The organism is Nonomuraea glycinis (genome assembly GCF_014646515.1).
In the GTDB taxonomy this organism is placed as follows: Bacteria; Actinomycetota; Actinomycetes; order Streptosporangiales; family Streptosporangiaceae; genus Nonomuraea; species Nonomuraea glycinis.
The window spans coordinates 25596-42903 of the sequence record NZ_BMNK01000022.1; the positions used below are offsets into that span (position 1 = coordinate 25596).

Genomic DNA, 17308 nt, shown 5'->3' on the forward strand with positions numbered 1-17308 from the left:
ATGGAAGCGATCCTGAAAGATCCGTCGGGCGCCGTGATCGGGCTCGACTTCGACGGGACCCTGTCCCCGATCGTCGCCGATCCCGCGGCGGCCCGCGTCCATCCCGACGCGCCTGCCGTCCTCGCCGAGCTCGGCGCGTACGTCAACGCGGTGGCCATCGTGACCGGCAGGCCGGTGGCCACCGCGCTCGAGCTCGGCCCCGGGCTGGAGCGCGTGCCAGGCCTGGTGGTGCTCGGCCACTACGGGTTCGAGCGGTGGGAGAACGGCCGGATCTCCGGCCCACCGCCCCCCGCCGGCGTGCCGAGGGTCGAGGCCGAACTGCCGCTCCTGCTCGATTCCCTCGGCCTGCTCGGGGTGACCATCGAGGACAAGGGCCGGGCGGTGGCCGTGCACACCAGGCGCAGCGCCGACCCCGAGGGCGCGCTGGCCAAGCTGCGCGAGCCGATGGCCGAGCTGGCCGCCAAGCACGGCCTGGTCGTCGAGCCGGGCCGGCTGGTGCTGGAGCTCAGGCCGCCCGGCATGGACAAGGGGCACGCGCTCAGCCTGTTCCTGGCCGAACGGGACGCCAGGTCCGTGCTGTTCGCCGGCGACGACCTGGGCGACCTGGCCGCCTTCGACGCGGTCAGGGCGTCCGAGCTGCCCGGCGTGACGGTCTGCAGCGGCTCGGCCGAGGTGACCGCGCTGGCCGATCGGGCGGACATCGTGGTGGACGGGCCTGACGGCGTGGTGGCGCTGCTGAGGGAGCTTACGTCCGCTTTCAGCCGCTCTTGAGTGGTTTGCAAGTCGCCCCTCTTATGGTCGCCCCATGAAGAAGCGATACCTTGCCGTCGTGGCGGCCGCCGCGGCCGCCGTCCTCCTGGCGCCCGTCACCGCCACGGCCGCCACCGCCCCCGCCCACCAGCTGAAACTGCGCGGCGGCCTGACCCTCTACCTGCCGTTCAAGTGGCGGATCTACGGCGGCGGCACCGACTGGATCCACGTCGTCACCGGCAAGTGCGCCGACCCCAAGGGCGGCTTCTTCACCCCGGACTGCAAGGGGTTCTGGATCCTCGGGCCTAAGGCGATCAAGCTGGGGGCCGAGGGGTTCGGCCCGTACGACGTGCGCAGGGGCGGCTACTACCCGGCCTCCGACGTGCAGCTGTGCCCGGTCAACGGCAAGCTCGCCCGGGTGGAGAGGGTCGGCCGGCACACGAAGGGGCTGCGTCAGGTCGGGCCCGGTCACAAGGCGGCCTACCACGAGTTCCAGACCCGCTGCCGGACCCACTCGGGCAAGGCCACCAACGTGCGCTTCACCACGCGCGAGTGGTATCTGCCGCAGACCAAGGTCCTGGTCGTCGACAACTGGAAGACCAAGGGGCTGCCCACCGCGCTGCGGAACGCCGACTGGAACTGACCGGCCTCAGGCCAGCGCGTCGAGCTGGGCGGCCAGCCACTTCTGCGGGGGCAGCGCGGTGGCGGCCGACTCCAGCCCCTCACGGCGGCGGGCCCGCTCCTCCTCCGGCATGACCAGCGCGCGGTGCAGCGCGCCGGCCGTGCCGCTGACATCGTAGGGATTCACCATGAGCGCGTGCGGGCCGAGCTCGGCCGCCGCGCCCGCCTCGCGGGACAGCACCAGCGCGCAGCGGGGGGACAGGACCGGGCCCTCCTTGGCGACCAGGTTCATGCCGTCGCGGATCGGGTTGACCAGCAGCACGTCCGCCATCCGGTAGGCGGCCAGGGAGCGGGGATAGTCGTCCTCGACGTTGAGGATCAGCGGAACCCAGTCCTCCGTGGCGTACTCGTCCTCGATCTCCTGCGCGCAGCGCTGCACCGACGCGGTGTACTCGCGGTATTCGGGCAGGTCATGCCGGCTGGGATAGGCGAACGCCAGGTGCACCACGCGACCGTGCCACTCGGGATGGGCGGCCAGGAACTCGCGGTAGGCGAGCAGGCCGCGCACGATGTTCTTCGACAGCTCGGTGCGGTCGATGCGCACGATGAGCCTGCGCTCGCCCACCTGCTCGCGCAGCGCCGCCATGTGCGACTCGACGTCGGGCTCGGCCGCCCGCGCCCACAGCGCCTTGCCGTCGACGCCCAGCGCGTGCACGCCGACGCGGGTGACCCTGCCCTCGTGCGTGATCGTACGGTCCGCGCGGTTCACCCGCGCGCCCAGCACCGTCTCGCAGCAGTCCATGAACGCCCCCGCCCACCGGTGGGTGAGGAAGCCCGCGTGGTCGGCGCCCAGGATGCCCTCCAGCACCTCGCCCGCGACGTCGTCGGGCAGCAGCGAGAAGTATTCGGGCGGCGCCCACGGCGTGTGGCTGAAGTGCGCGATGCGCAGGTCCGGCCGCTCGGCCCGGAGCATCGCCGGGGTCAGCGTCAGGTGATAGTCCTGCACCATCACCCGCGCGCCGTGCCCGGCCTCCTCGGCCAGCGCCAGGGCGAACGCCCCGTTGTAGTCGCGGTAGGACTCCCAGTCGCGCTGGAACCTGGTGCCGAAGTGCGGCGCGTTCGGGGTGTCGTAGAGCAGGTGGTTGACGAACCACAGGGTGGAGTTGGCCACGGAGTTGTAGGCGCGGTGGAAGACGGCCGGCGCGATGTCGAGCATCCGCAGCGCCCCGGTCTTGTAGCCGGCGTGGTCGAGCCGGCCGCCGGGGGCCTGCCGGACGGCGCTGTGGTCGCCGTCGGACAGAGCGGCGCACACCCACAGCACGCCTTGGTCCTTGGCCACGCCGGACAGGCCCGACACGAGCCCGCCACCACCGCGTTTCATGGTCAGCACACCGTCTTCCGATACGGTGAACGAGACCGGGCCTCTGTTCGAGGCGAGCAGGATGCTGTTCATTGAGGCTCCCTCCGACCTTAGGATCCCAGCTATGGCGCTTGATGAGCTAACCGAGGAACTGGCCCGCTCCGCCGCAGTCGGCGATCATCGCGCACTTGGCGAGCTCCTGCGCAGGATCGAACCGGACGTGCTGCGGCACTGTGCCCGCATCCTGCCCTACCACCAGGACGCGGAGGAGGCGGCGCAGGACACGTTGCTGGCCGTCGCGCGCAACATCGGGCGGTTCGAGGGGCGGGCCAGGTTCAGCACCTGGCTGCACATCGTGACCGCCAACTGCGCGCGCACCACCTACCGGTCGCTGAAGCGCAGGGCGGCCGAGCAGACCTCCGACGAGCTGCCCATGCAGAAGCCCGACGTCCGCCGGGTCAGCGTGATCGCCGGATCGCGGCTCGACCTGCTCGACGCCATGGAGGCGCTGGAGGCCGACAAGCCGGATCTGGCCCAGGCGCTGGTGCTGCGCGACATCGTCCAGCTCGACTACAGCGAGGTGGCCGAGCAGCTCAAGATTCCGCTCGGCACCGCCAAGTCACGTATCCACCAGGCACGGAAATATGTCCAGGCGGCACTGGGCGAGGACTACCGATGAGACCTCAAATCTCGCATGATGAGATGACTGGGCAGGTCACGCCGTTGATTAGGTAGAGTCCGGTCAGCAGCAACAACTGAATATTGCTCATCCAGAGGGGTGGAGGGACCGGCCCTGCGAAGCCCCGGCAACCCTCCCGGCTTGTGACTCGCGACCTGGCGAGGCCGACCGGGACTAGGTGCCAATTCCGGTCCGTGGTCAAGGCGGCCACGGGCGAAGATGAGGGAAGGCCTCGCTTCATGTCGCTCGACTTTGGTCCCGCTGTCGCTCTCTCCTGCCGCGAGTGCGGCACGCGCTACCCCCTCGGCCCCAGTTTCGCCTGTTCGGAGTGTTTCGGGCCGCTTGAGGCGGCCTACGAATTCGGCACCGTCACCCGGGCCTCCATCGAGGCCGGACCGGCCAACATCTGGCGCTACCGCTCGCTCCTGCCGGTGCCCGTGGACGTCGCCACCAAGCCCAACATGAACCCCGGCTGGACCAAGCTCGTCAAGGCGGGCAACCTCGGTAAGGCGCTGGGCATCAGGTCCCTCCACGTGAAGGACGACTCCGGCAACCCCACCCACTCCTTCAAGGACCGGGTGGTCGCCATCGCCGTCGAGGCGGCGCGCAACTTCGGCTTCCACACCCTGTCCTGCTCCTCCACCGGCAACCTGGCCGGCGCCGTGACGGCCGCCGCCGCGCGGGCCGGGCTGGACGCCTGCGTGTTCATCCCCGCGGGGCTGGAGCAGGCCAAGATCGCCATGGCCCGGGTGTTCGGCGGCAGGCTCGTCGGCATCGAGGGCACCTACGACGAGGTCAACCGGTTCTGCTCCGAGCTGATCGGGGACCCGATGGGCGACAAGTGGGGCTTCGTCAACGTCAACCTCAGGCCCTACTACGCCGAGGGCTCCAAGACGCTCGCGTACGAGATCGCCGAGCAGCTCGGCTGGAAGCTGCCCGAGCAGATCATCATCCCGGTGGCCTCGGGCTCCCAGCTCACGAAGATCGACAAGGGCTTCAAGGAGCTGATCGAGCTCGGGCTCGTCGAGGACGGCCCCTACAAGATCTACGGCGCGCAGGCGCTCGGCTGCTCGCCGGTGTCCACGGCCTACAAGGCGGGCCACGACGTGGTCCAGCCGGTCAAGCCGGATACCATCGCCAAGTCGCTGGCCATCGGCAACCCCGCCGACGGCCCTTACGTGCTCGACATCGCCCGCCGTACCGGCGGCTCGGTGGAGGACGTGACGGACCCCGAGATCGTCGCGGCGATCAAGCTGCTGGCCTCGACCGAGGGCATCTTCGCCGAGACGGCGGGCGGTGTCACGGTGGGCGTGCTGAAGAAGCTCGTCGAGACCGGTCAGCTCGACCCGGAGCTGGAGACCGTGGTGCTCAACACCGGCGACGGGCTCAAGACGCTCGACGCCATCGTCGACGACGCCCAGCCCACGGCCGTGATCCGGCCTTCTCTCGACGCGTTCCGCGCGACTGTCTGAAAATCAGGAAAGGCGAGTTCATCATGAGCGTTTCTGTGCGGATTCCTACCATCCTTCGCACCTACACCGGCGGTAACGCGGAGGTGAGTGGAGAGGGCGCGACCCTGCGTGACGTGCTCGGCAAGCTCGACTCCGACTATCCGGGAATCGGCGCCCGCATTCTCGATGAATCGGGCAAGATTCGGCGTTTTGTCAACGTTTATGTTGGCGAAGAGGATGTCCGATTCGCTCAGGGGCTTGACACGCCTGCCCCTGAAGGCACTCAGATCTCCATCATCCCGGCGGTGGCCGGCGGCTGACCGTACCCCCTGGAGAAGGCGCCCGCATGCGGGCGCCTTCTCTTTTTTTCGCTATCAAATTCAAGATTGAACTACTTTGGTGAAATTTCCGATTTGTCGTTTGACTCTGGTGTACACCGTCATGTCGCAGGTATGGTCGAGTGCGGTCGTCTGACTGATTCCCCATTCGTCATGACGATTGTGGGTCCTGCGGAGGAATGGGTGGGACCTATGAGCCCAGTAAGAGGAGTCGGAAGTGGCGCAGGGCACCGTCAAATGGTTCAACGCGGACAAGGGTTATGGGTTCATCGCGGTAGACGGTGGTAAGGATGTATTCGTCCATTACTCGGCAATCATGATGGATGGCTATCGATCTCTCGAACAGGGGCAACGGGTCGAGTTCGAGATCACGCAGGGCCAGAAGGGGCCGCAGGCGGAGTCCGTCCGTGCGGTCGCGTAGCTGGTAAGCCCCGGCAGCCCGCACGTCAGCGCAGTGCGTGCGGCCTGCCGCCCCCTCGGTGTACGGCGGGCCGCCCTGGCCCGCCGTTCGCGCTGTACGGACTTGACCTGGGCGTGGGTGGCGTCAGCTTGCACTCGACGGGGTAGAGTGCTAAACAATTCGTTGGCACTCTCTGTTGCAGAGTGCCAACCTGGGATCGAGACGATGGGGTCTGCCGAAGGAGTTGCGGACCCACATGCCGTCGCGGGCTTCGGCTCGATCCACAGCCAGCCACCCTGCAACTGGGAGGTCCAGCCTTATGGCAGCCAAGATGATCGCGTTTGACGAGGAAGCCCGGCGCGGTCTCGAGCGTGGTATGAACCAGCTCGCCGACGCCGTCAAGGTGACCCTGGGGCCCAAGGGCCGCAACGTCGTGCTGGAGAAGAAGTGGGGCGCCCCCACGATCACCAACGACGGTGTGTCGATCGCCAAGGAGATCGAGCTCGAGGACCCGTGGGAGAAGATCGGCGCCGAGCTGGTCAAGGAAGTCGCCAAGAAGACGGATGACGTCGCGGGCGACGGCACCACGACCGCCACCGTGCTCGCTCAGGCGCTGGTGCGCGAGGGCCTGCGCAACGTCGCCGCCGGCGCCAACCCGATGGCCCTGAAGAAGGGCATCGAGGCCGCCGTCGAGCGGGTGAGCGAGGAGCTCTCCAAGCTCGCCAAGGACGTGGAGACCAAGGAGCAGATCGCTTCGACGGCCTCCATCTCCGCCGCCGACCCCGAGATCGGGGCGCTCATCGCCGAGGCGATGGACAAGGTCGGCAAGGAAGGCGTCATCACCGTCGAGGAGAGCAACACCTTCGGCCTGGAGCTTGAGCTCACCGAGGGCATGCGCTTCGACAAGGGCATGACGTCGATGTACTTCGTCACGGACTCCGACCGTATGGAGGCCGTGCTCGAGGACCCGTACATTCTGATCGTCAACTCGAAGGTCTCGGCGAACAAGGACCTGCTGCCGCTGCTCGACAAGGTCGTGCAGTCCGGCAAGCCGCTCCTGATCATCGCCGAGGACGTCGAGGGCGAGGCGCTGGCGACCCTGGTCGTCAACAAGATCCGCGGCCTGTTCCGCTCGGTGGCCGTCAAGGCCCCCGGCTTCGGTGACCGCCGCAAGGCCATGCTCGGCGACATCGCCACCCTCACCGGTGGTCAGGTCATCGCCGAGGAGGTCGGTCTCAAGCTGGAGAACGCCACCCTCGACCTGCTGGGCCGCGCCCGTAAGGTCGTGGTGACCAAGGACGAGACGACGATCGTCGACGGCGCCGGTGACGCCGACCAGATCGCGGGCCGGGTCAACGAGATCCGTGCCGAGATCGACCGCACCGACTCCGACTACGACCGCGAGAAGCTCCAGGAGCGTCTCGCCAAGCTGGCCGGCGGCGTCGCCGTCATCAAGGCCGGCGCGGCGACCGAGGTGGAGCTCAAGGAGCGCAAGCACCGCATCGAGGACGCCGTGCGTAACGCCAAGGCGGCCGTCGAGGAGGGCATCGTGCCCGGCGGTGGCGTCGCGCTGCTGCAGGCCGGCGCCAAGGCGTTCGACAAGCTCGAGCTCCTGGGCGACGAGGCCACCGGTGCCGCGATCGTGCGCAAGGCTCTTGAGGAGCCGCTCAAGCAGATCGCGGTCAACGCCGGCCTCGAAGGCGGCGTCGTGGTCGAGAAGGTGCGCAACCTCACCCCGGGTGAGGGCCTCAACGCGGCCTCCGGCGAGTACGTCAACATGTTCAAGGCGGGCATCATCGACCCGGCCAAGGTGACGCGCTCCGCGCTGCAGAACGCCGCTTCCATCGCGGCGCTCTTCCTCACCACCGAGGCCGTCATCGCCGAGAAGCCCGAGAAGTCCCCTGCGGCCCCTGCCGGCATGCCCGGTGGCGGCGACATGGACTTCTAGTCCTGTAATACCGCGCGCCGGGCTTTTTCCGGCGCGTCAGCACCACATCAGAGCGGCCCGAGCCGGATTTCCGGTCTCGGGCCGCTCTGATGTTCTCTCCCTGTTCAATGGCGCGCCTTACAGCTCTATTTACGGCCGGCAGGCATCAGAGTCGGGATCAACGCCACGCCCCCGCGGCCGCCGCGCGCGCGACATAGGTCTCGAAATCGCGGGGTGGGCGGCCCAGAACGCGGTGCACGTCGTCGGTGGTCTCGGCGAACCTGCCACGGCGCATCAGGTCGAACATCTCGTTGAGGTAGCTTGCCACCTCGGGCGAGATCCCCTGCGCGACGGAGGCGGCGACGTACTCCTCGGGAGAGACATCGACGTAGCGAACCGGCCGTCCCGACACCCGCGCGATCTCCTCGACGGCCTCCCGGAAGGTGAGCCCCCGTGGGCCGGACAGCTCGTAGGTATGGCCGGCGTGTCCAGGCTCGGTGAGCGCGGCCACCGCGACGTCGGCGACATCGTCCGCGTCGATGAAGGGCTCCACGATGTCATGGGCGGGCAGTGCCAGCTCGCCCGCCATGAGCGGGGCGTGGAAGACGTCCTCGTCGAAGTTCTGGCTGAAGTTCGGCGGGCGCAGGATCGTCCACTCGACGCCGGACGCGCGCACGGCCTCCTCCGCCGCGCGCATGTCCAGGCCGAAAGGGGAGTCGCCCCAGGTGTCGGCCCCTCGGGCGGACAGCAGCACGAACCGGCGCACGCCGGCGGCCACCGCCCTGGGGACGAAGTCGTGCGCGGGGCCGGGCACCTCGGGCGCGATGACGTAGGCCGTTGAGACACCGTCGAGCACGGCGTCCCAGGTGGCCGGATCAGTCCAGTCGAAGCGGGCCTCGCTCGATCGGGAGGCGGCCCGTACGGTCCTGCCTGCGGCCCGCAGCCTGGCGGTCACCCGTCGGCCGGTCTTTCCCGTGGCGCCCAGGACAAGAAATAGATGTTCGCTCATGGATCTCATGAAACCGTGGGCGGAGGTGGACTTGCCATGGGTCAGAACCGCGTACGCATGTCCATTCGTCTACGCTGCGGTCATGGACGCCTTCGCCGATCTCCTGCGCGGGGTACGCGCCGACGGCTCTGTCTTCGGGCACACGATCCTGTCGCCGCCGTGGTCGTTACGGTTCGTCGACGGCGCGCCGCTGACACTGTGCTCCCTGCTGCGCGGCGAGGGGTGGATCATGGCTGAGGCGCAGGAGCCTCAGCGCATCACGGCCGGTGAGGTGGTGGTCGTACGCGGGCCACGACCGTTCTCGTTCATGGACGAGCCGGCCACGGACGCGTCGGCGGCCGTCGACTGCGGCGAGCACTGCGCGATCCCGGCGAACGGCGGCACAGTCCACCATCTCGGCTGGACGTGCGGCGATCCCGGCGGGTCCACGACGCTGATCGTGGGCGCCTATCCGGTGCGCGGCGACGTCGGCCGGCGGCTGCTCAAGGCGCTGCCACCGGTGCTGACCGTGTCCGAGGACGGCGACACCGCCGCGGTGAGCGAGTACATCGCGGCGGAGGTCGCGGCCGACCGGCCGGGACAGCAGGTAGTGCTCGACCGCCTCCTGGACTGGATGCTCGTCTGCACGCTGCGCGCGTGGTTCGACCGGCCGGAGAGCAGCGCGCCGGCGTGGTACACCGCGCTGAGCGACCCGATCGTGGGCGAGGCGCTGCGCCTCATGCACGACGACCCGGCGCGCCCGTGGACGGTCGCGCAGCTGGCCGCCCGGGGCGGCGTCTCGCGCTCCGCCTTCGCGCGCCGGTTCACCACGCTGGTAGGTGAGCCCCCGCTGGCCTACCTCACCCAGTGGCGCATGACCATCGCCTCGGATCTGCTCACCGAACCGGACACGACCATCGCCGACGTCGCCAAGCGCGTGGGCTTCGCGGACGCGTTCAGTTTCAGCGCGGCGTTCAAGCGAGTCAAAGGCATGAGCCCCAGCAAGCACCGAGCCCAGCAGGCGCGACCGGTGGCGTCCACACGCTCGGCCCTCTCCACGCGTGACCGGCGTGATCTGACGCGGTCGTAAGGAGAACGAACGTCCGCGTCGTCAGGCGAGCGGCTTCACCCAGCGGGACCATTCGGGTTGGGGGGCGTAGCCGGCGGCGGACCAGGCCGGGTGGGCGAGGGTGTTGCCTTGGAGGATCATGGCGTCCGCGCGGAAGGCGCCGAACCGGCTGAAGCGGTCCTCGGCCGCCGCCAGCAGCGCGGTGGCGATGCCCTGGCGGCGGTGGGCCGGGTGGACGGCGAGGCGGTAGAGGTGGGCACGCCAGCCGTCCCAGCCGGCGATGAGAGTCCCCACCAGCTCGCCTCCAGGCGTGCCCGGTTGAGCGGTGACCCGCTCACCGAGCTGGGTGGTGGTCGGCTCGCCGAGCCGGCTGGGGAGCTCGGCGAGCAGCAGAGCGCCGGGGTCGTGGTGGAGCAGCGCGGTCACCTTGGCGGGCGAGTCGCGTCGGTCGGTCCCCTCGGCGGCCTGGAGCCAGAAGTCCAGGACGTGCGCCACGTCGTCCAGGCCGCCGGCACGGATGCTGATTCCCGGAGCTTTCATGGCCGCTCAACCTAGCAGGCCCCCGGAATCGGCCCGGCTCAGGTGCTGTAGAGGGCGACGATGTGGCCTCGGGCCAGGGTGTTGGCGGTGATGTTGAAGCCGACCACCGCTGGGCTGGTGTCGCTGTCCACGCCCAGGGAGTCCACCGACAGGGCGTGCACCGTGTAGACGTAGCGGTGCGGGTCTCCGGGCGGGGGTGCGGCGCCGCCGTAGGCCCTGGTGCCGTAGTCGGTGCGGGCGTGGGTGGCGCCCGGGGGCAGGCCCTTGAAGTCGGGGGCCGTGCCCGCTCCGGTGGGCAGCTCGGTGACCGTGGCGGGGATGTCGAAGAGCACCCAGTGCCAGAATCCGCTGCCGGTCGGGGCGTCGGGGTCGAAGCAGGTCACGGCGTAGCCGCGGGTTCCGGCGGGGGCGCCGGACCAGCGCAGGTGCGGGGACAGGTTCTGGCCCCGCATGCCCCAGTCGTTGAAGACGTGGCGGTCGTTCAGCCTCGCTCCGTCCGTCAGGTCGTCGCTCTCGACCGTGAGCGCGGGGACTGGCGGCAGGTATTCGTGTGGCAGCGGTGCCGGCACGGCATCCTCCTCGGTAGATCGTCCTGTCGTCATCCTAGGAGCCGGGGGCCGGCCCGCTCACCACCCGGGCGGGCGTCGTCAGGCGGTCAGCTGGGCGGGCAGCGGCTTGCGGTGCAGGACCGTGAGGGAGGTGACGGCTCGGGTGAGCACCACGTACAGGCGGGCCAGGCCGCGGGGCTCGGCAGCGACGATGTCGGCCGGCTCCACCACGATCACGTGGTCGTACTCCAGACCTTTGGCCAGCGTCGCGGGGACGATCAGCAGCCGGTGCTCGTCGGTCGAGTCGGGGCCGAGCACGGCGTGCGGGACGTCGGCCAGCGAGGCGGAGACTTCGGCGGCCAGGGCGTCCGGCACGATGACGCCGATCGAGCCCTCCCTGGTCAGCGCTTCGGTGACGGCTCGGCCGAGCTCGCCGTCCGGCCGTACGGACAGGGAGCCCGCGCCGGGGCGCAGCGAGCGGGGGGCGGCGAGGTCGGGGGCGATCGAGGGCAGCAGGCGGGCGGCGTAGTCGAGCACCTCGCGCGGCACGCGGAAGCCGAGCGTCAGCTCGGTGACCTCGCCGTCCTGGCCGAGGTGCTTGAGCACCGCCTGCCATGAGCTGGTCGACCAGGCGGTGGTGCCCTGGGCGAGGTCGCCGAGCACGGTGGCCGAGCCGTTGCGGCAGCGGCGGCCGAGGGCGCGCAACTGCATCTCCGACAGGTCCTGCGCCTCGTCGACGACGAGGTGGCCGATCGAGGGGGTGCGTTCGATGAGGTCGCCGAGCTCGTCCAGGAGCGCGGCGTCGGCGGCCGACCATTTCGCGGACTTCCAACTCCGGTACGGCTTCCGCCAGAGCAGCGTGTCCTGCTCCTCGGGCGAGAAATCGGACTTGGCGGCCCGGGCGAGGAACTCCGGGTCCGCCAGGAGGCGGTAGAGGACCTGCTCGGGCGTGAGCTTCGGCCAGATGGCGTCCACCAGCTGCCTGACCGGCTTGGAGCGGGCCACCGCGTCCTGCACCCGGTCGTCGGGCGACTCCCCGCGCTGCTCCATCCGTACCAGGACCAGGTGCGCGAGGCGCTGGGTCAGGGCCGCACGGCCGGGACCGTAGCGGGTGGTGCCGCGCAGGGAGGCGACGATCTCGCGCACCTCGTAGTCGGCCACCCGGTGCCGGTAGGCGCCCTTGCTGAAGACCAGCCCTTCCTCCGGCTTCACGATGTGCAGCCAGAGGGCGCGGCGCAGCACCTCCGCCATCCGGGCGTCGCCCTTGACGGCCGAGACCATCGGGTCCTCCGGCGTCGCGTGCTCGCCGAGCAGGCCGGCCACGGTCGTCTGGTCGACCTTGACCTCGCCCAGCGCGGGGAGCACCGAGGAGATGTAGGACAGGAACGCGCGGTTCGGTCCGACGATCATCACGCCTGACCGGGCCAGCCGTTCGCGGTGGGTGAAGAGGAGGTAGGCGGCCCGGTGCAGGCCGACCGCGGTCTTGCCGGTGCCGGGGGCGCCCTGGACGCACACCGTCTGGGCCAGGGCGGCGCGGACGATCTCGTCCTGGTCGGGCTGGATGGTGGCGACGATGTCGCGCATCGGGCCGGTGCGCGGGCGTTCGATCTCGTCGGTGAGGATGCGGGACGGGCCGAGCTCGGCCCCCTGGTTCAGCGGCTCGTCCTCGAACGCGGTCAGCGCGCCGCCGTGGTAGCCGAAGCGCCGGCGCAGCGCCACGCCCATCGGGTCGGCGGGGCTGGCCTGGTAGAAGGGGCGCGAGACCGGGGCACGCCAGTCGATCACCAGTGGACGGCTGTTGCCGTCGTGCACGTGGCGGCGGCCGACGTAGATGACGGACGGCAGGTCGTCGTCCATCGAGCGGTCGAGCCGGCCGAAGAACAGCGGCGTGTCCGGGTGGTCGGCCAGCGCGGCCACCCGCTGGTCGAGCAGCGACTGCAGGATCTGCTGCGAGACCCAGTCGCCGGCCGCGTCCGACGACAGCGACTGCGCGTGCGCGCGCATGGCCTGCAGCGCGGCCCGGGACTCGGCGAGATGGGTCTGTTCGGCGGCCAGCACGTCGGGGGCCAGTTGGTGTGCGGGCATGCGAAAGTGCCTCCCGGAGGTGGTGGTCAAGGTAGCGAATCAACCAGCTTAGTGGGCTTGCCGACGGCCTTCCAAAGCATTTAACCGGGCGCACAGAAGGGTAGGAAATGGGCGTGTCGCGGCTCGGTATCTCCCCGATCATCCCCACTGTCGCGAGTTTCCTGCTGGCGGCGCTCTGGAGTATGTCGGTGTTCGCGGGCTGGGGGCTGGAGGCGTTCTGCGGCGAGTCGCCGCCCGTCTGCTCGCGGCGGCTCGCCACCGTTTCCACCGTGTCGGGGCTGTTCGCGGCCGTCGCCGCGAGTTTCACCCTGGCGGCCTGGCTGATCCCGGCCGCTCGGTACGACCAGCGCCTTTTCGGCCGGCTCATGGGGACGGGCGTCGTGGCGTGGATCGCCGCCGAAGGGGTGCTGTTCCTCGGCGGCATGCTCGCGAAGTGATCGACACGGCCACGTAACGAACGCCGGAAATACCGAAAAATCCGGGCATACCAGGTGGGAATGCCGGATCATCAGGGTATGTCGCTGCCGGATCTGGCAGCGTCGTGGAGAGGACGCAGTGAGGGGGGTGGTTCGATTGTCGACGGCCCGCGGAGTCTCGTGGACATAGGGCGTTAGCGCCTGGCCGCTCCTTGACGAGCGGCCGGGCGTCACACCTCGTCGTGTACGTCGTCCGCGTCGATGATCTGGTAGGCGTAGCCCTGCTCGGCCAGGAACCGCTGGCGGTGCGCCGCGAACTCCTGGTCGACCGTGTCCCTGCTCACCACCGTGTAGAAGCGCGCCCCGCCGCCGTCGGCCTTGGGCCGCAGCACCCGGCCGAGCCGCTGCGCCTCCTCCTGGCGGGAGCCGAACGTCCCCGACACCTGGATGGCGACGGCCGCCTCGGGCAGGTCGATGGAGAAGTTAGCCACCTTCGACACCACCAGCACCTGGATCTCCTTGTCGCGGAAGGCCTGGTAGAGGCGCTCCCGCTCCTTGATCCTGGTCTCGCCCTTGATGACCGGCGCGTTCAGCTGCTCGCCCAGCTCGTCGAGCTGGTCGATGTACTGGCCGATGACCAGCACCTGCTCGCCCAGGTGGCGGCGGACCAGCGCCTTGGTCACCTGCGTCTTGGACGGCGTGGAGGCGCAGAAGCGGTAGCGCTCCTCCGCCTCGGCCATCGCGTACGCCAGCCGCTCCTCGTCGGTCAGCGTGACGCGGACCTCGACACAGTCGGCCGGGGCGATCCAGCCCTGGTGCTCCATCTCCTTCCAGGGCGCGTCGTAACGCTTGGGACCGATCAGGGAGAACACGTCACCCTCGCGGCCGTCCTCGCGCACCAGCGTCGCCGTCAGCCCGACCCGCCTGCGGGCCTGCAGGTCGGCGGTCATCCGGAAGATCGGCGCGGGCAGCAGGTGCACCTCGTCGTAGACGATCAGACCCCAGTCGCGCGCGTCGAAGAGCTCCAGGTGGCTGTAGACGCCCTTACGCCTGGTGGTCATCACCTGGTAGGTGGCGATGGTGACCGGGCGGATCTCCTTCTTGGAGCCGGAGTATTCGCCGATCTCGTCCTCGGTCAGCGAGGTGCGCTTGAGCAACTCCTGCCGCCACTGGTGGGCCGAGACCGTGTTGGTGACCATGATGAGCGTGGTCGCCTGGGCGTGCGCCATCGCGGCCGCGCCGACGATCGTCTTGCCGGCGCCGCACGGCAGCACCACCACGCCAGAGCCGCCGTCCCAGAACGCGTCGGCCGCCGCCTGCTGGTAGGGGCGCAGCGTCCAGCCGTCCTGCATCAGGTCGATCTTGTGATGCTCGCCGTCGACGTATCCGGCCAGGTCCTCGGCGGGCCAGCCGAGCTTGAGCAGCGCCTGCTTGACGTTGCCCCGGTCGCTCGGATGCACGGCGACCGAGTCGGGGCCCAGGCGCTCGCCCAGCATCGGCTGGATCTTCTTCGAGCGCAGCACCTCTTCGAGCACGGCCCGGTCGGTGGAGGTCAGCATCAGGCCGTGGACCGGGTCCTTCTCCAGCTTGAGCCGGCCGTAGCGGGCCATGGTCTCGGCGATGTCGACGAGCAGCGCGTGCGGCACCGGGTAGCGGCTGTGACCGATCAGCGCGTCGATGACCTGCTCGGCGTCGTGCCCGGCGGCACGCGCGTTCCACAGCGCCAGCGGCGTGACGCGGTAGGTGTGCACGTGCTCGGGCGCGCGCTCGAGCTCGGCGAACGGCGCGATCGCCTTACGACACTCGGCGGCCTTGTCGTGATCGACCTCGAGCAGCAGCGTCTTGTCCGATTGGACGATGAGCGGGCCGTCGTTCACAGACATCCCTTCTACGGTTGACGCCTATCCAACACGCGCGGCGGCCGAATCAGTCCCGAACCCGGGAAACCGCCCGGCTAGTCGTCGAGATAGCCGTTGACGCCGAGGAAGAGGAAGGTGGCGATGGTCAGCAGGAAACCCAGCCCGAGCAGGACCCAGCTCCAGATCACCATGGTGCGGGCGGTGTCGGGATCGGTGGACGTCCGCAGGGACAGCCCCGCGAGGATCGCGCCGGGGATGGCGAGCAGGTTGCAGCAGCTGACGATGGTGACGAGGTTGACCACGAGCGAGACGATCGCGTTGGCGTTCGGCCCGCTGTGGCGTGGTGGCGGGGGATAGCCGTAGCCGTACTGCGGAGGGGGCTGCTGGCCGTACGGCGCACCGTAGGGCTGGTAAGGGTATTCGCCGGGGGGCTCTTCGTGGCTCATGTCACCTCCTTGTGAGGTCAACATTTATCACGGATCAGCCACACGCCTGACCCGGTCATGCCTCACCGCACTGGATCGTGGAGCCGGGCGCGCAGGGCCTTGCGGTCGAGCTTGAGCGCGCTCGTGACCGGGATCGAGTCGACGAACGTCACCTCGCGCGGATACTTCACCCGGCCGGCCCGGTCCCTGGCCCAGGCCATCAGCTCCTCGGCGGTGACCGTGCCGCCGGCCCTGAGCTGGACGAAGGCCACGACCTCCTCGCCCAGGCGCGGATCGGGGCGGCCCACCACGCACGACATCACCACGTCCGGGTGCTCGTTCAGCGCGTCCTCCACATCGCGCGGGAACACGTTGAACCCGCCCCGGATGATCAGATCCTTCTTCCTGTCCACGACGTGGAGGTAGCCGTCGTCGTCCAGGCAGCCGATGTCGCCGGTGCGCAGCTCGCCGTCCTCCAGCGCGGTGCCGCCGGGGTCGGGGGCGTGCTCGCCCCAGTAGCCGAGCATCAGCGCCGTGCCGGAGACGCAGATCTCGCCCACGTCGCCGGTCTCCATGACCTCGCCCCACGGGTCGCGGATGGTGATCGTGTAGCCGGGGAGCGGCAGGCCCACGCTGCCGGGCTTGCGCCTGCCCGGCGGGTTGAACGTGGTCACCGCGCTGGTCTCAGTCAGGCCGTAGCCCTCCAGGATCTGCACGCCCGGCATCCGCCGTTCGAACTCCACCAGCACGTCCCGGCCGAGCGGGGCCGCGCCGCAGGTGAGGAAGGCCAGGTCGGGCAGCGGGTGCGACTCCAGCGGCTCGGCCAGCAGCATCTGCAGCATGGACGGGACCACGGCGCCGTAGCGCACGCGCTGCTCGGCCGCGAGGCGGAGGAACGCCGCGGGGTCGAACCAGCGCATCAGCACGGCCTGCGGCGGCTCGGTGGCGTGCATGCCGGCGACCGTGACGATCAGCCCGTAGGCATGGGAGAGAGGCACCGGCACGATCGCACGATTGATCCCCTCCTGGTGGGATATTTCGTAGGATGCCTTGGCCACCTGCCAGAGGCCCGCGTGGCTGAGCATGACGCCCTTGGCCCTGCCGGTCGTGCCGCCCGTGTACATCAGCGCGGCCAGGTCGCCCGGGTCCCTCGGCACCGGACCGTGCTCGTCGGCCCGTTCGAGCTCGGCCGTGTCGACGTACACCGGCACGTCCACCCCGGTCGCCTCCACCGTGGCCACCAGCTCCGGCGAGGTGACGACGGCCACCGCGCCGCTGTCGAGCAGGATGTGCCGCAGCTCCTCGGCGCTGACCAGGAACACCACCGGCGTCACCACCGCGCCCGCCGCCCACAGCGCCTGATAGATGACCTGCACCTCGGGCGAGGTGGCCATCATCAGCACGACCCGGTCACCCGGCCGGATCCCGGCCTCGACAAATCCGCCACAGGCCCGGCGGGCCCGCACGGCCAGCGTGTGGCTGCGGTGCCAGACCCCCTCGTAGAACACCGAGTCGAAGTCCTCGAACCTGGTCCACGATTCCTCGGCCAGCCGGCCCAGTGTCTGCTCGGTCACATGCCCTAACTTGATGCGGTTCGCTGGGCGGAGTCAAGCTCCGGCGGCGCGCAAGTCGCAGAGCCTGACTAGTCATTGTGGAGGGTGCGCCACTTCCCGTTATTTAGGCATAAATCCGCCCTGCGGTGATTCCTGTTTCTCGTACGGGCCGATCCAGTATTGAGGTGATGGGAAACCTGGGCCAGGCAGGACACGTACCAGCAAATGGAGGAAAGATCATCATGACTCCCTGCATCCCGAAATATCGGCATACTGTGAGGTCGGAGCAGCCGGGAAGC

Annotated in this window: 17 protein-coding genes and 1 riboswitch; of the genes, 9 read left to right on the plus strand and 8 right to left on the minus strand. The window is 69.5% G+C overall.

Features of this window, described 5'->3' with window-relative positions; translation table 11 throughout:
* Positions 1–771, plus strand: coding sequence for a trehalose-phosphatase (otsB, locus tag IEY87_RS40315; protein ID WP_225278144.1), 771 nt, complete (start codon positions 1–3; stop codon positions 769–771).
* Between the two features lie 34 nt (positions 772–805).
* Complete coding sequence (locus IEY87_RS40320; protein WP_189144150.1) at positions 806–1393, plus strand: hypothetical protein; 588 nt, start codon at positions 806–808, stop codon at positions 1391–1393.
* A 6-nt stretch (positions 1394–1399) separates the two neighbouring features.
* On the opposite strand, the gene IEY87_RS40325 is transcribed toward IEY87_RS40320, so the two are convergent.
* A complete protein-coding gene (locus IEY87_RS40325; protein WP_189144151.1) occupies positions 1400–2824 on the minus strand; it encodes an alpha,alpha-trehalose-phosphate synthase (UDP-forming) in 1425 nt (474 codons plus the stop codon).
* A gap of 31 nt (positions 2825–2855) precedes the next feature.
* Between IEY87_RS40325 and IEY87_RS40330 the strand changes: the two genes are divergently transcribed.
* The 5 genes from IEY87_RS40330 (at position 2856) to groL (ending at position 7547) form a co-directional block, all read left to right on the plus strand.
* On the plus strand, positions 2856–3410 hold the full coding sequence (locus IEY87_RS40330; protein WP_189144152.1) for an RNA polymerase sigma factor: 555 nt from the start codon (positions 2856–2858) through the stop codon (positions 3408–3410).
* Positions 3411–3494: 84 nt separating this feature from the next.
* Positions 3495–3636: riboswitch (SAM riboswitch) on the plus strand.
* A gap of 13 nt (positions 3637–3649) precedes the next feature.
* Complete coding sequence (gene thrC / locus IEY87_RS40335; protein WP_189144153.1) at positions 3650–4882, plus strand: threonine synthase; 1233 nt, start codon at positions 3650–3652, stop codon at positions 4880–4882.
* 23 nt (positions 4883–4905) lie between these two features.
* The gene (locus IEY87_RS40340; RefSeq protein ID WP_189144154.1) at positions 4906–5181 is read left to right on the plus strand and encodes a MoaD/ThiS family protein; all 276 of its coding nucleotides are present in this window, start codon (positions 4906–4908) and stop codon (positions 5179–5181) included.
* A 235-nt stretch (positions 5182–5416) separates the two neighbouring features.
* Positions 5417–5620 carry a cold-shock protein gene (locus IEY87_RS40345; RefSeq protein ID WP_148035128.1) on the plus strand — a complete coding sequence of 68 codons (204 nt, stop codon included), beginning with the start codon at positions 5417–5419 and terminating at the stop codon, positions 5618–5620.
* A gap of 298 nt (positions 5621–5918) precedes the next feature.
* On the plus strand, positions 5919–7547 hold the full coding sequence (gene groL / locus IEY87_RS40350; protein WP_189144155.1) for a chaperonin GroEL: 1629 nt from the start codon (positions 5919–5921) through the stop codon (positions 7545–7547).
* A 157-nt stretch (positions 7548–7704) separates the two neighbouring features.
* On the opposite strand, the gene IEY87_RS40355 is transcribed toward groL, so the two are convergent.
* Positions 7705–8535, minus strand: a complete 831-nt coding sequence (locus IEY87_RS40355) for an NAD(P)H-binding protein (protein WP_189144156.1) — start codon at positions 8533–8535, stop codon at positions 7705–7707.
* An 82-nt stretch (positions 8536–8617) separates the two neighbouring features.
* Between IEY87_RS40355 and IEY87_RS40360 the strand changes: the two genes are divergently transcribed.
* The gene (locus IEY87_RS40360; protein WP_189144157.1) at positions 8618–9604 is read left to right on the plus strand and encodes an AraC family transcriptional regulator; all 987 of its coding nucleotides are present in this window, start codon (positions 8618–8620) and stop codon (positions 9602–9604) included.
* Positions 9605–9625: 21 nt separating this feature from the next.
* Here IEY87_RS40360 and IEY87_RS40365 read toward each other — a convergent pair whose 3' ends face one another.
* The 3 genes from IEY87_RS40365 to IEY87_RS40375 all read right to left on the minus strand — a co-directional run bounded on the left by IEY87_RS40365 (position 9626) and on the right by IEY87_RS40375 (position 12756).
* On the minus strand, positions 9626–10123 hold the full coding sequence (locus IEY87_RS40365; protein WP_189144158.1) for a GNAT family N-acetyltransferase: 498 nt from the start codon (positions 10121–10123) through the stop codon (positions 9626–9628).
* A 38-nt stretch (positions 10124–10161) separates the two neighbouring features.
* The gene (locus IEY87_RS40370; protein ID WP_225278143.1) at positions 10162–10692 is read right to left on the minus strand and encodes a YbhB/YbcL family Raf kinase inhibitor-like protein; all 531 of its coding nucleotides are present in this window, start codon (positions 10690–10692) and stop codon (positions 10162–10164) included.
* A 78-nt stretch (positions 10693–10770) separates the two neighbouring features.
* A complete protein-coding gene (locus tag IEY87_RS40375; RefSeq protein ID WP_189144160.1) occupies positions 10771–12756 on the minus strand; it encodes a HelD family protein in 1986 nt (661 codons plus the stop codon).
* Positions 12757–12869: 113 nt separating this feature from the next.
* Between IEY87_RS40375 and IEY87_RS40380 the strand changes: the two genes are divergently transcribed.
* On the plus strand, positions 12870–13193 hold the full coding sequence (locus IEY87_RS40380; protein WP_189144161.1) for a hypothetical protein: 324 nt from the start codon (positions 12870–12872) through the stop codon (positions 13191–13193).
* Positions 13194–13402: 209 nt separating this feature from the next.
* Here the strand turns inward: IEY87_RS40380 and IEY87_RS40385 are convergent, their stop codons facing one another.
* The 3 genes from IEY87_RS40385 to IEY87_RS40395 all read right to left on the minus strand — a co-directional run bounded on the left by IEY87_RS40385 (position 13403) and on the right by IEY87_RS40395 (position 17030).
* The gene (locus IEY87_RS40385) at positions 13403–15055 is read right to left on the minus strand and encodes a DNA repair helicase XPB (RefSeq protein WP_189144162.1); all 1653 of its coding nucleotides are present in this window, start codon (positions 15053–15055) and stop codon (positions 13403–13405) included.
* 71 nt (positions 15056–15126) lie between these two features.
* A complete protein-coding gene (locus IEY87_RS40390) occupies positions 15127–15477 on the minus strand; it encodes a hypothetical protein (RefSeq protein WP_189144163.1) in 351 nt (116 codons plus the stop codon).
* Positions 15478–15539: 62 nt separating this feature from the next.
* Positions 15540–17030 (minus strand): class I adenylate-forming enzyme family protein, encoded by a 1491-nt coding sequence (locus tag IEY87_RS40395; RefSeq protein ID WP_189144164.1) that lies wholly within the window; start codon positions 17028–17030, stop codon positions 15540–15542.
* Positions 17031–17308: the final 278 nt, after the last annotated feature.

Excerpts from the sequence above, each read along its gene's own strand:
- otsB (WP_225278144.1), top strand. The coding sequence starts at position 1 with ATGGAAGCGATCCTGAAAGATCCGTCGGGCGCCGTGATCGGGCTCGAC.
- IEY87_RS40320 (WP_189144150.1), top strand. The coding sequence starts at position 806 with ATGAAGAAGCGATACCTTGCCGTCGTGGCGGCCGCCGCGGCCGCCGTC.
- IEY87_RS40325 (WP_189144151.1), bottom strand. The coding sequence starts at position 2,824 with ATGAACAGCATCCTGCTCGCCTCGAACAGAGGCCCGGTCTCGTTCACC.
- IEY87_RS40330 (WP_189144152.1), top strand. The coding sequence starts at position 2,856 with ATGGCGCTTGATGAGCTAACCGAGGAACTGGCCCGCTCCGCCGCAGTC.
- thrC (WP_189144153.1), top strand. The coding sequence starts at position 3,650 with ATGTCGCTCGACTTTGGTCCCGCTGTCGCTCTCTCCTGCCGCGAGTGC.
- IEY87_RS40340 (WP_189144154.1), top strand. The coding sequence starts at position 4,906 with ATGAGCGTTTCTGTGCGGATTCCTACCATCCTTCGCACCTACACCGGC.
- groL (WP_189144155.1), top strand. The coding sequence starts at position 5,919 with ATGGCAGCCAAGATGATCGCGTTTGACGAGGAAGCCCGGCGCGGTCTC.
- IEY87_RS40355 (WP_189144156.1), bottom strand. The coding sequence starts at position 8,535 with ATGAGCGAACATCTATTTCTTGTCCTGGGCGCCACGGGAAAGACCGGC.
- IEY87_RS40360 (WP_189144157.1), top strand. The coding sequence starts at position 8,618 with ATGGACGCCTTCGCCGATCTCCTGCGCGGGGTACGCGCCGACGGCTCT.
- IEY87_RS40365 (WP_189144158.1), bottom strand. The coding sequence starts at position 10,123 with ATGAAAGCTCCGGGAATCAGCATCCGTGCCGGCGGCCTGGACGACGTG.
- IEY87_RS40375 (WP_189144160.1), bottom strand. The coding sequence starts at position 12,756 with ATGCCCGCACACCAACTGGCCCCCGACGTGCTGGCCGCCGAACAGACC.
- IEY87_RS40385 (WP_189144162.1), bottom strand. The coding sequence starts at position 15,055 with ATGTCTGTGAACGACGGCCCGCTCATCGTCCAATCGGACAAGACGCTG.
- IEY87_RS40390 (WP_189144163.1), bottom strand. The coding sequence starts at position 15,477 with ATGAGCCACGAAGAGCCCCCCGGCGAATACCCTTACCAGCCCTACGGT.